This window comes from Enterobacter sp. DTU_2021_1002640_1_SI_PRY_ASU_LCPMC_013 (assembly GCF_032389435.1).
GTDB lineage: Bacteria > Pseudomonadota > Gammaproteobacteria > Enterobacterales > Enterobacteriaceae > Enterobacter > Enterobacter hormaechei_C.
Genome location: NZ_CP135594.1, coordinates 4,620,299 through 4,634,350, shown reverse-complemented (window position 1 = coordinate 4,634,350; position 14,052 = coordinate 4,620,299). Strand labels below are relative to the sequence as shown.

The 14,052-nt window shown below is 54.5% G+C and carries 7 protein-coding genes, 2 tRNA genes and 3 rRNA genes; 11 read left to right on the top strand and 1 reads right to left on the bottom strand.

Translation table 11 applies throughout. The features are described from left to right. Window positions 1-2,190, bottom strand: a complete 2,190-nt coding sequence (gene fadB / locus RS584_RS22195) for a fatty acid oxidation complex subunit alpha FadB (RefSeq protein WP_315748646.1) — start codon at window positions 2,188-2,190, stop codon at window positions 1-3. A 190-nt stretch (window positions 2,191-2,380) separates the two neighbouring features. On the opposite strand from fadB, the gene pepQ reads away from it, so the two are divergent. The 11 genes from pepQ (at window position 2,381) to birA (ending at window position 14,035) form a co-directional block, all read left to right on the top strand. Continuing rightward, the gene (gene pepQ / locus RS584_RS22190; RefSeq protein WP_315750033.1) at window positions 2,381-3,712 is read left to right on the top strand and encodes a Xaa-Pro dipeptidase; all 1,332 of its coding nucleotides are present in this window, start codon (window positions 2,381-2,383) and stop codon (window positions 3,710-3,712) included. Further along, window positions 3,712-4,326, top strand: a complete 615-nt coding sequence (locus RS584_RS22185; protein WP_015572737.1) for an IMPACT family protein — start codon at window positions 3,712-3,714, stop codon at window positions 4,324-4,326. The genes pepQ and RS584_RS22185 overlap by 1 nt, the downstream gene beginning before the upstream one ends. A 41-nt stretch (window positions 4,327-4,367) precedes the next feature. Continuing rightward, window positions 4,368-5,819, top strand: a complete 1,452-nt coding sequence (gene trkH, locus RS584_RS22180) for a Trk system potassium transporter TrkH (RefSeq protein ID WP_006808591.1) — start codon at window positions 4,368-4,370, stop codon at window positions 5,817-5,819. A 10-nt stretch (window positions 5,820-5,829) separates the two neighbouring features. Beyond that, a complete protein-coding gene (gene hemG, locus RS584_RS22175; protein ID WP_315748645.1) occupies window positions 5,830-6,375 on the top strand; it encodes a menaquinone-dependent protoporphyrinogen IX dehydrogenase in 546 nt (181 codons plus the stop codon). 352 nt (window positions 6,376-6,727) lie between these two features. Next, a 16S ribosomal RNA gene (locus tag RS584_RS22170) occupies window positions 6,728-8,269 on the top strand. A gap of 70 nt (window positions 8,270-8,339) precedes the next feature. After that, window positions 8,340-8,416 (top strand) — tRNA-Ile (locus tag RS584_RS22165). A 36-nt stretch (window positions 8,417-8,452) separates the two neighbouring features. After that, window positions 8,453-8,528: transfer RNA gene (locus RS584_RS22160), tRNA-Ala, on the top strand. A 170-nt stretch (window positions 8,529-8,698) separates the two neighbouring features. Further along, window positions 8,699-11,604 (top strand): 23S ribosomal RNA (locus RS584_RS22155). 193 nt (window positions 11,605-11,797) lie between these two features. Next, a 5S ribosomal RNA gene (rrf, locus tag RS584_RS22150) occupies window positions 11,798-11,913 on the top strand. Together the 16S, 23S and 5S rRNA genes with 2 tRNA genes alongside form the textbook arrangement of a ribosomal RNA operon. A 134-nt stretch (window positions 11,914-12,047) precedes the next feature. Further along, window positions 12,048-13,076: a UDP-N-acetylmuramate dehydrogenase gene (murB, locus tag RS584_RS22145; RefSeq protein ID WP_315748644.1), complete on the top strand. Its 1,029-nt coding sequence runs from the start codon at window positions 12,048-12,050 to the stop codon at window positions 13,074-13,076. Beyond that, complete coding sequence (gene birA, locus RS584_RS22140; protein ID WP_017384195.1) at window positions 13,073-14,035, top strand: bifunctional biotin--[acetyl-CoA-carboxylase] ligase/biotin operon repressor BirA; 963 nt, start codon at window positions 13,073-13,075, stop codon at window positions 14,033-14,035. The genes murB and birA overlap by 4 nt, the downstream gene beginning before the upstream one ends. Window positions 14,036-14,052: the final 17 nt, after the last annotated feature.

The window sequence follows — 14,052 nt, the reverse complement described above, 5'->3', positions numbered from 1 at the left end:
TTAAGCCGTTTTCAGTTCGCCAACCGGACGGGCTGGCTCAACTGCTGGGTAGTAGGGTTCGTTATGGCGCGCTTTGTTACGCAGCCCTTCCGGCACCTCATAAAGCGGGCCGAGGTGCTGGTACTGCTGAGCCATATCGAGATAGCGGGCGCTGCCGAGCGTATCCAGCCAGCGGAACGCGCCGCCGTGGAACGGAGGGAAGCCGAGGCCGTACACCAGCGCCATATCCGCTTCTGCCGGGCTGGCGATAATGCCTTCTTCGAGGCAGCGCACCACTTCGTTGACCATTGGGATCATCATCCGGGCGATGATCTCATCGTCGGTGAAGTCGCGTTTTGGCTGACTGACGTCGGCCAGCAGGCCATCCACCGCCGGATCTTCTTCTTTTTTCGGTTTGCCTTTGCTGTCTTCTTTATAGCGCCAGAAGCCCAGACCGTTTTTCTGACCAAAGCGGTTGGCGTCGAACAGGGCGTCAATGGCGTCGCGATAATCTTTCTGCATGCGCTGCGGGAAGCCCGTCGCCATCACCGCCTGCGCGTGATGGGCAGTGTCGATGCCGACAACGTCCAGCAGATACGCCGGGCCCATCGGCCAGCCGAACTGTTTTTCCATCACCTTGTCGATTTTGCGGAAGTCTGCGCCGTCGCGCAGCAGCTGGCTGAAGCCGGCGAAGTAAGGGAACAGCACGCGGTTAACGAAGAAGCCCGGGCAGTCGTTAACCACGATCGGCGTTTTGCCCATCTTGCTCGCCCACGCCACCACTTTGGCGATGGTTTCGTCGGAGGTTTTTTCCCCTCGGATTACTTCAACCAGCGGCATGCGATGCACCGGGTTAAAGAAGTGCATCCCGCAGAAGTTTTCCGGACGCTTCAGCACGCTCGCCAGTTCGCTGATAGGAATGGTGGAGGTATTAGAGGCCAGCACGGTTTTCGGACGCACCTTGTCTTCGGTTTCGGCCAGCACCGCTTTTTTCACTTTCGGGTTCTCGACGACCGCTTCAACCACCACGTCCACACGGTCGAAACCGCTGTATTCCAGCACTGGCTGGATGGTGGAGATCACGCCTGCAAGCTTCAGACCATCAATTTTGCCGCGCTCAAGCTGTTTATTCAGCAGCTTGGCCGCTTCGGTCATGCCCAACGTCAGGGATTTCTCGTTGATGTCCTTCATCACCACCGGCACGCCTTTCCAGGCAGACTGATAGGCGATGCCGCCCCCCATAATGCCCGCGCCGAGTACCGCCGCGTGTTTTGGCGTTTCAACGTTTTTGGTGAGTTGTTTGGCTTTGCCTTTCACGAACTGATCGTTAAGGAAGATACCAACCAGCGCGCGGGCTTCGTTGGTGTGCGCCAGCGGGACAAAGCTCTGGTTTTCAAGCTTCAGAGCGTCATCACGGCCCAGACGGGCTGCCGCTTCAATGGTTTTCACCGCCGTGATCGGCGCCGGGTAGTGTTTACCCGCCGTCTGCATCACCATGCCTTTGGCGATGGTGAAGCTCATGGTGGCTTCAATTTTGCTGAGCTTTAATGGCTCCAGCTTTGGCTGACGTTTGGCTTTCCAGTCGAGATCGCCGTTAATCGCCTGACGCAGAATGGCGACAGCGCCTTCAACCAGTTTTTCAGGCTTAACCACGCCGTCCACCAGGCCGATTTTCTGTGCCTGTTCCGCGCCCACATCTTTACCTGCGGCAATGATTTCCAGCGCGCTGTCGGCACCCAGCATGCGCGGCATACGCACGGAACCGCCAAAGCCCGGCATGATGCCCAGCTTGGTTTCCGGCAGGCCGATACGCAGGTCCGGCGTGGCGAGACGGTAATCGGTGGCTAATACACATTCACAGCCGCCGCCCAGCGCGTAACCGTTAACGGCGGAAAGGGTCGGGACAGGCAGATCTTCCAGACGATTAAAGACGCTGTTCGCGAAGTGCAGCCACTGGCTCAGCTGTTCTTCGGGCACCAGGAACAGCGACAGGAATTCGGTGATATCCGCGCCAACGATAAAGGCCGCTTTGTTGGAGCGCAGCAGCAGCCCTTTTAAATCTGATTGCTTTTCAAGTACATCCAGCGCCTGGCCAAGACTGGCCACCGTCGCGGTATCAAGCTTGTTCACTGAGCCGGGGGCATCGAACACCAGTTCGGCAATGCCATCTTCCAGCCAGTCTACGTACAGGGTGTCGCCTTTGTAGAGCATGTCGGTCTCCTGAATCCAGCAATTGGATCTGGTCATACCAGATGAAACGGAGTGTGGAATTTATGTTAATAAAATGCAAATTAGTCATTAAGAAATTGCTGCGCTGATCACGGTCGGTGGAAATCACGCAGCCGCAGTGAGGTGTGCTAAGATGCGATGACTTGAGGTCAAAAAAACGAAAGGAAGAATGATGGACTCACTGGCTTCGCTTTATAAAAATCATATCGTTACCCTACAGGAACGTACCCGCGATGTACTGGCCCGCTTCAAGCTGGATGCCCTGCTGATCCACTCCGGCGAGCTGATGAATACTTTTCTTGATGACCATGCTTATCCCTTCAAGGTTAACCCGCAGTTTAAAGCCTGGGTGCCTGTCACGCAGGTTCCAAATTGCTGGCTGCTGGTGGATGGCGTGAACAAGCCGAAACTGTGGTTCTACCTGCCGGTCGATTACTGGCACAACGTTGAGCCGCTGCCGACCTCATTCTGGACCGAAGAAATTGACGTGATTGCGCTGCCAAAAGCAGACGGCATTGGCAGCCAGCTGCCAGCGGCGCGCGGCAACATCGGCTACATTGGTCCGGTTCCTGAGCGTGCGCTGGGTCTGGATATTCCGGCAGATAAACTCAACCCGAAAGGCGTGCTGGATTATCTGCACTACTATCGCGCCTACAAGACCGACTACGAACTTTACTGCATGCGTGAAGCGCAAAAAACGGCGGTGAATGGCCACCGTGCGGCGCACGAAGCGTTCCAGTCCGGTATGAGCGAGTTCGATATTAATCAGGCCTACCTGACGGCGACCGGCCACCGCGATACCGACGTGCCGTACAGCAACATCGTGGCGCTGAATGAACATGCCTCGGTTCTGCACTACACCAAACTGGATCATCAGGTTCCGGCTGAGATGCGCAGCTTCCTGCTGGACGCGGGGGCTGAGTACAATGGTTATGCGGCAGACCTGACCCGTACCTGGGCGGCGAATGCGGACACCGATTTTGCGCAATTGATCAAAGACGTGAACGACGAACAGCTGGCGCTGATTGGCACCATGAAGGCCGGAACCAGCTACGTGGATTATCACATCCAGTTCCATCAGCGCATCGCTAAACTGCTGCGTAATCATCAGATTGTCAAAGACATGAGCGAAGAGGCGATGGTTGAGAACGATCTGACCGGGCCATTTATGCCGCATGGTATCGGTCACCCGCTGGGTTTGCAGGTTCATGACGTCGCGGGCTTTATGCAGGATGATACCGGTACGCACCTGGCGGCACCGTCTAAATATCCTTATCTGCGCTGCACCCGCGTTCTGGCGCCGCGTATGGTATTGACCATCGAGCCGGGCATCTACTTTATTGAATCCCTGCTGGCGCCGTGGCGCGAAGGGCAATTCAGCAAGCACTTCAACTGGGAGAAAATTGAAGCGCTGAAGCCGTATGGCGGCATTCGTATCGAGGATAACGTGGTTATTCACGAGAACAGCATTGAGAACATGACGCGAGATCTGAAGCTGGCCTGATGGAAAGCTGGCTGATACCGGCCGAGCCGGTCACCTTTGTTGAGGAAATCAAGAAAAGCCGCTTTATCACGCTGCTGGCGCATACCGACGGCGTGGAGGCGGCGAAGGCGTTCGTCGAGTCCGTCCGCGCGCAGCACCCCGATGCCCGCCATCACTGTGTGGCGTGGGTCGCAGGGCCGCCAGACGACTCACAGCAGCTCGGGTTTTCTGACGACGGTGAACCGGCGGGTACGGCCGGAAAACCGATGCTATCCCAGTTGATGGGCAGCGGCGTGGGTGAAATCACCGCCGTTGTTGTCCGCTACTACGGGGGCATTTTGTTAGGCACCGGAGGGCTGGTTAAAGCCTACGGAGGTGGTGTCCAGCAGGCGCTTAATCTGCTGATAACAACCCGCAAAACGCCACTTACGGAATATACTTTGTTATGCGATTACGCCCAGCTATCGGGTATCGAAGCACTGCTTAAACAGTTTAACGGTGTCATCGCACACAGTGATTATCAGGCAATGGTGCAATTACGCGTGGCGCTTCCTCAGGCGGAACTGGCTGCTTTTTCAGCAAAACTCGCTGATTTTAGTCGCGGTTCATTGCAATTACTGCCGATTGAAGAATAATCCCCACCTCACAATTTTGAATACCTAAGGAAGCGGCAGAGATGCATTTTCGTGCCATTACCCGAATCGTTGGATTGCTGGTCATACTTTTCTCCGGGACAATGATCATTCCCGGACTGGTGGCGCTCATCTACCGGGACGGCGCGGGGCGTGCATTTACGCAAACCTTTTTTGTCGCGCTGACGATTGGCTCCCTGCTGTGGTGGCCAAACCGCCGTGAGAAAGGTGAACTGAAATCACGGGAGGGGTTTCTGATTGTGGTCCTGTTCTGGACGGTACTGGGAAGCGTGGGTGCGCTGCCGTTTATCTTCTCCGAACAACCGAATCTCACCGTCACGGATGCGTTTTTTGAATCGTTCTCCGGATTAACGACCACCGGCGCCACCACGCTTGTGGGGCTGGATTCGCTCCCGCATGCGATTCTCTTTTACCGGCAGATGCTCCAGTGGTTCGGCGGTATGGGGATCATCGTCCTGGCGGTGGCTATCCTGCCGATTCTGGGCGTCGGGGGGATGCAGCTTTACCGGGCGGAGATGCCCGGCCCGCTGAAAGATAACAAGATGCGCCCGCGTATTGCGGAGACGGCGAAAACCCTGTGGCTTATCTATGTCCTGCTGACGGTGGCCTGCGCGCTGGCGCTGTGGTTTGCCGGGATGCCTGCGTTTGATGCCATCGGGCACAGCTTTGCGACTATTGCTATCGGCGGGTTCTCCACCCACGATGCCAGCGTCGGCTACTTCGACAGCCCGACAATCAATACCATCATTGCCATCTTTTTGCTGATCTCAGGCTGTAACTACGGTCTACACTTCTCGTTGCTTAGCGGACGGAGCCTGAAGGTGTACTGGCGCGACCCGGAATTCCGGATGTTTATTGGCGTCCAGCTGACCCTGGTGGTTATCTGTACCCTGGTACTGTGGTTCCACGATGTTTATAACTCGGCGGTCACGACCCTGAACCAGGCCTTCTTCCAGGTGGTATCGATGGCGACAACCGCCGGTTTCACCACGGACAGTATTGCGCGTTGGCCACTGTTCCTGCCGGTGCTGCTGTTGTGCTCTGCGTTTATCGGCGGTTGCGCCGGGTCAACGGGCGGCGGTCTGAAGGTGATCCGCATCCTGCTGCTGTTCAAGCAGGGGAACCGTGAGCTTAAACGTCTGGTCCACCCGAATGCGGTTTACAGTATTAAGCTGGGGAACCGCGCGCTGCCGGAGCGCATCCTCGAAGCGGTGTGGGGATTCTTCTCCGCTTATGCGCTGGTCTTTATTGTTAGTATGCTGGCGATTATCGCCACGGGCGTGGATGATTTCTCTGCCTTCGCCTCTGTGGTGGCAACGTTAAACAACCTGGGGCCGGGGCTGGGCGTCGTGGCGGATAACTTCGCCAGTATGAACCCGGTGGCGAAGTGGATCTTAATCGCCAATATGCTGTTTGGGCGTCTTGAGGTCTTTACGCTGCTGGTGCTGTTTACCCCAACATTCTGGCGTGAGTAAGGAGACATTGGTGAAAACGTTAATTCTTTTCTCAACGCGTGACGGACAAACGCGTGAGATTGCTTCATATCTGGCTTCTGAACTCAAAGAGCTGGGCATTTATTCTGATGTGGTGAACCTGAATCGCACAGAGCAGATTGCCTGGCAGGATTACGACCGCGTGGTCATTGGCGCTTCAATTCGTTACGGCCATTTCCATCCGGCGCTGGATCGCTTTGTGAAAAAGCATACGGCGGAGCTCGCTCAACTGCCTGGCGCGTTTTACTCGGTCAACCTGGTTGCCCGTAAAGCGGAGAAGCGTACGCCGCAGACCAACAGCTATACGCGCAAGTTTTTGCTGAGTTCGCCATGGCAGCCCAATATCTGTTCTGTCTTTGCTGGCGCGCTGCGTTACCCGCGTTACCGCTGGTATGACCGCTTTATGATCCGCCTGATCATGAAAATGACGGGCGGGGAAACGGATACGCGTAAAGAAGTGGTTTATACCGACTGGGCCCAGGTCGCCAGTTTTGCCCGTGAAATTGCGCGTTTAACGGACGATGCGCGGGATAAATAAGCGTTGAGTTTGAAAAGTGAGCGAACGAAAAGTTTTTTGTATTTAGTGCTTGTCACTTCAGAAGAACTCCCTATAATGCGCCTCCACTGACACGGAACAACGGCACGCAAGCCGCCGGGTCAGCAGAGAAAAGCAAAACAAACGCTTGACTCTGAAGCGGGAAAGCGTAATATGCACACCCCGCGCCGCAGCGAAAACGAAGCGGCACTGCTCTTTAACAATTTATCAGACAATCTGTGTGGGCACTCAAAGTGACATGGATTCTTAATGTCTTCGGACACTAAATGAATACCAAGTCTCTGAGTGAACATACGTAATTCATTACGAAGTTTAATTCACGAGCATCAAACTTAAATTGAAGAGTTTGATCATGGCTCAGATTGAACGCTGGCGGCAGGCCTAACACATGCAAGTCGAACGGTAACAGGAAGCAGCTTGCTGCTTTGCTGACGAGTGGCGGACGGGTGAGTAATGTCTGGGAAACTGCCTGATGGAGGGGGATAACTACTGGAAACGGTAGCTAATACCGCATAACGTCGCAAGACCAAAGAGGGGGACCTTCGGGCCTCTTGCCATCGGATGTGCCCAGATGGGATTAGCTAGTAGGTGGGGTAACGGCTCACCTAGGCGACGATCCCTAGCTGGTCTGAGAGGATGACCAGCCACACTGGAACTGAGACACGGTCCAGACTCCTACGGGAGGCAGCAGTGGGGAATATTGCACAATGGGCGCAAGCCTGATGCAGCCATGCCGCGTGTATGAAGAAGGCCTTCGGGTTGTAAAGTACTTTCAGCGGGGAGGAAGGCGATAAGGTTAATAACCTTGTCGATTGACGTTACCCGCAGAAGAAGCACCGGCTAACTCCGTGCCAGCAGCCGCGGTAATACGGAGGGTGCAAGCGTTAATCGGAATTACTGGGCGTAAAGCGCACGCAGGCGGTCTGTCAAGTCGGATGTGAAATCCCCGGGCTCAACCTGGGAACTGCATTCGAAACTGGCAGGCTAGAGTCTTGTAGAGGGGGGTAGAATTCCAGGTGTAGCGGTGAAATGCGTAGAGATCTGGAGGAATACCGGTGGCGAAGGCGGCCCCCTGGACAAAGACTGACGCTCAGGTGCGAAAGCGTGGGGAGCAAACAGGATTAGATACCCTGGTAGTCCACGCCGTAAACGATGTCGACTTGGAGGTTGTGCCCTTGAGGCGTGGCTTCCGGAGCTAACGCGTTAAGTCGACCGCCTGGGGAGTACGGCCGCAAGGTTAAAACTCAAATGAATTGACGGGGGCCCGCACAAGCGGTGGAGCATGTGGTTTAATTCGATGCAACGCGAAGAACCTTACCTACTCTTGACATCCAGAGAACTTAGCAGAGATGCTTTGGTGCCTTCGGGAACTCTGAGACAGGTGCTGCATGGCTGTCGTCAGCTCGTGTTGTGAAATGTTGGGTTAAGTCCCGCAACGAGCGCAACCCTTATCCTTTGTTGCCAGCGGTCCGGCCGGGAACTCAAAGGAGACTGCCAGTGATAAACTGGAGGAAGGTGGGGATGACGTCAAGTCATCATGGCCCTTACGAGTAGGGCTACACACGTGCTACAATGGCGCATACAAAGAGAAGCGACCTCGCGAGAGCAAGCGGACCTCATAAAGTGCGTCGTAGTCCGGATTGGAGTCTGCAACTCGACTCCATGAAGTCGGAATCGCTAGTAATCGTGGATCAGAATGCCACGGTGAATACGTTCCCGGGCCTTGTACACACCGCCCGTCACACCATGGGAGTGGGTTGCAAAAGAAGTAGGTAGCTTAACCTTCGGGAGGGCGCTTACCACTTTGTGATTCATGACTGGGGTGAAGTCGTAACAAGGTAACCGTAGGGGAACCTGCGGTTGGATCACCTCCTTACCTTAAAGAACCTGCCTTTGTAGTGCTCACACAGATTGTCTGATGAAAAACAGCAGTAAAAAACCTCTACAGGCTTGTAGCTCAGGTGGTTAGAGCGCACCCCTGATAAGGGTGAGGTCGGTGGTTCAAGTCCACTCAGGCCTACCAAATTTGCTTCGCAAATTTGAAGAGGTTGTAAACGATGGGGCTATAGCTCAGCTGGGAGAGCGCCTGCCTTGCACGCAGGAGGTCTGCGGTTCGATCCCGCATAGCTCCACCATCTTTTACTGCGAACACAAGAAAACTTCAGAGTGAACCTGAAAAGGTGCACTGCGAAGTTTTGCTCTTTAAAAATCTGGATCAAGCTGAAAATTGAAACGACACACAGCTCATGTGTGTTCGAGTCTCTCAAATTTTCGCAATCAGAAGTGAAACATCTTCGGGTTGTGAGGTTAAGCGACTAAGCGTACACGGTGGATGCCCTGGCAGTCAGAGGCGATGAAGGACGTGCTAATCTGCGAAAAGCGCCGGCGAGGTGATATGAACCCTTGACCCGGCGATGTCCGAATGGGGAAACCCAGTGCAATCCGTTGCACTATCGTTAACTGAATACATAGGTTAACGAGGCGAACCGGGGGAACTGAAACATCTAAGTACCCCGAGGAAAAGAAATCAACCGAGATTCCCCCAGTAGCGGCGAGCGAACGGGGAGCAGCCCGGAGTCTGAATCAGCTTGTGTGTTAGTGGAACGGTCTGGAAAGTCCGACGGTACAGGGTGATAGTCCCGTACACGAAAGCACACATGCTGTGAACTCGAAGAGTAGGGCGGGACACGTGGTATCCTGTCTGAATATGGGGGGACCATCCTCCAAGGCTAAATACTCCTGACTGACCGATAGTGAACCAGTACCGTGAGGGAAAGGCGAAAAGAACCCCGGCGAGGGGAGTGAAAAAGAACCTGAAACCGTGTACGTACAAGCAGTGGGAGCCTCTTTATGGGGTGACTGCGTACCTTTTGTATAATGGGTCAGCGACTTATATTCTGTAGCAAGGTTAACCGTATAGGGGAGCCGAAGGGAAACCGAGTCTTAACTGGGCGTTAAGTTGCAGGGTATAGACCCGAAACCCGGTGATCTAGCCATGGGCAGGTTGAAGGTTGGGTAACACTAACTGGAGGACCGAACCGACTAATGTTGAAAAATTAGCGGATGACCTGTGGCTGGGGGTGAAAGGCCAATCAAACCGGGAGATAGCTGGTTCTCCCCGAAAGCTATTTAGGTAGCGCCTCGTGAACTCATCTTCGGGGGTAGAGCACTGTTTCGGCTAGGGGGCCATCCCGGCTTACCAACCCGATGCAAACTACGAATACCGAAGAATGTTATCACGGGAGACACACGGCGGGTGCTAACGTCCGTCGTGAAGAGGGAAACAACCCAGACCGCCAGCTAAGGTCCCAAAGTCATGGTTAAGTGGGAAACGATGTGGGAAGGCACAGACAGCCAGGATGTTGGCTTAGAAGCAGCCATCATTTAAAGAAAGCGTAATAGCTCACTGGTCGAGTCGGCCTGCGCGGAAGATGTAACGGGGCTAAACCATGCACCGAAGCTGCGGCAGCGACGCTTATGCGTTGTTGGGTAGGGGAGCGTTCTGTAAGCCGTTGAAGGTGTGCTGTGAGGCATGCTGGAGGTATCAGAAGTGCGAATGCTGACATAAGTAACGATAAAGCGGGTGAAAAGCCCGCTCGCCGGAAGACCAAGGGTTCCTGTCCAACGTTAATCGGGGCAGGGTGAGTCGACCCCTAAGGCGAGGCCGAAAGGCGTAGTCGATGGGAAACAGGTTAATATTCCTGTACTTGGTGTTACTGCGAAGGGGGGACGGAGAAGGCTATGTCAGCCGGGCGACGGTTGTCCCGGTTTAAGCATGTAGGCGGAGGTTCCAGGTAAATCCGGTACCTTATTAACGCTGAGGTGTGATGACGAGGCACTACGGTGCTGAAGTGATAAATGCCCTGCTTCCAGGAAAAGCCTCTAAGCATCAGGTAACACGAAATCGTACCCCAAACCGACACAGGTGGTCAGGTAGAGAATACCAAGGCGCTTGAGAGAACTCGGGTGAAGGAACTAGGCAAAATGGTGCCGTAACTTCGGGAGAAGGCACGCTGATATGTAGGTGAAGCCCCTGCGGGCGGAGCTGAAATCAGTCGAAGATACCAGCTGGCTGCAACTGTTTATTAAAAACACAGCACTGTGCAAACACGAAAGTGGACGTATACGGTGTGACGCCTGCCCGGTGCCGGAAGGTTAATTGATGGGGTTAGCGGCAACGCGAAGCTCTTGATCGAAGCCCCGGTAAACGGCGGCCGTAACTATAACGGTCCTAAGGTAGCGAAATTCCTTGTCGGGTAAGTTCCGACCTGCACGAATGGCGTAATGATGGCCAGGCTGTCTCCACCCGAGACTCAGTGAAATTGAACTCGCTGTGAAGATGCAGTGTACCCGCGGCAAGACGGAAAGACCCCGTGAACCTTTACTATAGCTTGACACTGAACACTGGTCCTTGATGTGTAGGATAGGTGGGAGGCTTTGAAGCGTGGACGCCAGTCTGCGTGGAGCCAACCTTGAAATACCACCCTTTAATGGCTGGTGTTCTAACGTGGACCCGTAATCCGGGTTGCGGACAGTGTCTGGTGGGTAGTTTGACTGGGGCGGTCTCCTCCCAAAGAGTAACGGAGGAGCACGAAGGTTGGCTAATCCTGGTCGGACATCAGGAGGTTAGTGCAATGGCATAAGCCAGCTTGACTGCGAGCGTGACGGCGCGAGCAGGTGCGAAAGCAGGTCATAGTGATCCGGTGGTTCTGAATGGAAGGGCCATCGCTCAACGGATAAAAGGTACTCCGGGGATAACAGGCTGATACCGCCCAAGAGTTCATATCGACGGCGGTGTTTGGCACCTCGATGTCGGCTCATCACATCCTGGGGCTGAAGTAGGTCCCAAGGGTATGGCTGTTCGCCATTTAAAGTGGTACGCGAGCTGGGTTTAGAACGTCGTGAGACAGTTCGGTCCCTATCTGCCGTGGGCGCTGGAGAATTGAGGGGGGCTGCTCCTAGTACGAGAGGACCGGAGTGGACGCATCACTGGTGTTCGGGTTGTCATGCCAATGGCACTGCCCGGTAGCTAAATGCGGAAGAGATAAGTGCTGAAAGCATCTAAGCACGAAACTTGCCCCGAGATGAGTTCTCCCTGAGACTTTAAGTCTCCTGAAGGAACGTTAAAGACTATGACGTTGATAGGTCGGGTGTGTAAGCGCAGCGATGCGTTGAGCTAACCGATACTAATGAACCGTGAGGCTTAACCTTACAACGCCGAAGGTGTTTTGGCGAAAGAGACAGACACGATTTTCAGCTTAGATTCAGAGTCCGAAGGATTTTGCGCTGAGACAAGGCGGCAAACGAAGGAAAGGAAGGAGCATACTGAGGTATGTGACTGACTTTACGAAAGCAGCCAACGCAGTATCAGTGCGAAAGACACAGGACAGAGCACAAGAATTTGCCTGGCGGCTTTAGCGCGGTGGTCCCACCTGACCCCATGCCGAACTCAGAAGTGAAACGCCGTAGCGCCGATGGTAGTGTGGGGTCTCCCCATGTGAGAGTAGGGAACTGCCAGGCATCAAACAAGTGAAGAGGCCATCCGGAAGGATGGCCTTTTTGCGTTTCTGCACCTGCTTCCTTTCCATAAACAAATCACCTATCCCCCCATATATACGGTAAACTATCCCGGTTTTTGCATCAGGATAGCGTCTATGAATCACTCCCTTAAGCCCTGGAATACCTTTGGTATTCAACGGAATGCTAATCAAATTGTACGTGCCGAGAGTGCTCAGCAGTTGCTGAATGCATGGCAAAACGCAACAGAAAACGGTGAACCCGTACTTATTCTGGGCGAAGGAAGTAATGTCCTGTTTCTCGATGATTTTGTGGGGACGGTAATCGTCAATCGCATCATGGGGATTGAGCGTAAAGAGAGCGCTGAAAGCTGGCATTTACACGTGGGTGCTGGCGAGAACTGGCACCATCTGGTGCAATATACCCTTGAAAAAGGGATGCCAGGGCTGGAAAACCTGGCCATGATCCCGGGCTGTGCAGGATCATCTCCTATTCAAAACATCGGTGCCTACGGCATCGAACTGAAACACGTCTGCGAATATGTCGACTGCATCGAACTCGCGACCGGAACGGCGAAGCGCCTGACCGCAGAGCAGTGCCGCTTTGGCTATCGCGACAGCATTTTCAAGCACGACTATCAGGATCGTTTCGTCATTGTGGCCGTTGGCCTGCGCCTGGCGAAAGCCTGGAAACCCGTTCTGACTTACGGCGATCTGACCCGTCTCGACCCGGCTACCGTCACACCGCGTGAGGTATTTGATTCCGTATGCCACATGCGAATGACCAAGCTCCCGGACCCGAAAGTAAACGGAAATGCGGGTAGTTTCTTCAAAAACCCGGTGATCAGCAGCGAAAATGCAAAAGCGTTTCTCGCCGGCTGGCCAACGGCCCCGCATTATCCTCAGGCGGATGGTAGCGTGAAGCTGGCCGCAGGCTGGCTTATCGATCAGTGTGAATTAAAAGGTACGACTCTTGGTGGCGCTGCTGTTCATCGTCAGCAGGCGCTGGTACTGATCAACCAGTCCAACGCGACAAGTGAGGATGTCGTCAACCTGGCGCATCATGTTCGCCAGCGCGTGGGCGAAAAATTCAACGTCTGGCTGGAGCCTGAAGTTCGCTTTATTGGCCGAACGGGCGAAGTGAATGCCGTGGAGACCATTGCGTGAAGGACAATACTATCCCGTTAACTCTCATCGGTATCCTTGCCGATGGCGAGTTTCATTCTGGCGAGCAGCTGGGCGAACAGCTGGGCATGAGCCGTGCTGCGATCAATAAGCATATTCAAACGCTCCGCGACTGGGGCGTGGATGTGTTTACGGTGCCGGGAAAAGGCTACAGCCTGCCGGAACCGATCCAGTTACTGAATGAAGAGGTCATCCGCAGCCAGATTGGGCACGGTAACGTCGCGGTATTGCCGGTCATTGATTCGACGAACCAGTATCTGCTGGATCGCCTGAGCGAGCTGAAATCCGGTGATGCCTGCGTTGCCGAGTACCAACAGGCAGGACGTGGCCGCCGGGGGCGTAAGTGGTTCTCACCATTTGGCGCCAACCTCTACCTTTCCATGTACTGGCGGCTTGAACAGGGGCCAGCTGCGGCCATCGGGCTGAGCCTGGTCATCGGCATTGTGATGGCAGAGGTGCTGCACGATCTGGGTGCCGATCAGGTGCGGGTAAAATGGCCCAACGATCTGTATCTCAACGATCGAAAGCTGGCGGGGATCCTGGTTGAACTGACGGGAAAAACAGGCGATGCCGCACAGATCGTCATTGGGGCGGGACTGAACATGGTGATGCGAAACGTGCAGAACGATGTCGTGAACCAGGCCTGGACCAACTTGCAGGAAGCGGGGATCACCATCGATCGCAATACGCTTGCCGTCCGCATGATCAATGAGTTGCGTAGTTCGCTGACGCTCTTTGAACAAGAGGGGTTAGCGCCATTCCTGTCCCGCTGGGAAAAGCTGGATAACTTTATTAACCGACCGGTGAAGCTGCTGATTGGGGATAAAGAGATTTACGGCACATCACGCGGCATTGACGCGCAGGGCGCGTTGCTTCTTGAACAGGATGGCGTGATTAAGCCCTGGGTGGGCGGTGAAATTTCGTTACGAAGTGCGGAGTAACCCTCTCCCCACAGGGG

Bases quoted from the DNA above. Each gene is read 5' to 3' on its own strand.
- trkH (WP_006808591.1), top strand. From the start codon at position 4,368: ATGCATTTTCGTGCCATTACCCGAATCGTTGGATTGCTGGTCATACTT.
- pepQ (WP_315750033.1), top strand. From the start codon at position 2,381: ATGGACTCACTGGCTTCGCTTTATAAAAATCATATCGTTACCCTACAG.
- RS584_RS22185 (WP_015572737.1), top strand. From the start codon at position 3,712: ATGGAAAGCTGGCTGATACCGGCCGAGCCGGTCACCTTTGTTGAGGAA.
- murB (WP_315748644.1), top strand. From the start codon at position 12,048: ATGAATCACTCCCTTAAGCCCTGGAATACCTTTGGTATTCAACGGAAT.
- fadB (WP_315748646.1), bottom strand. From the start codon at position 2,190: ATGCTCTACAAAGGCGACACCCTGTACGTAGACTGGCTGGAAGATGGC.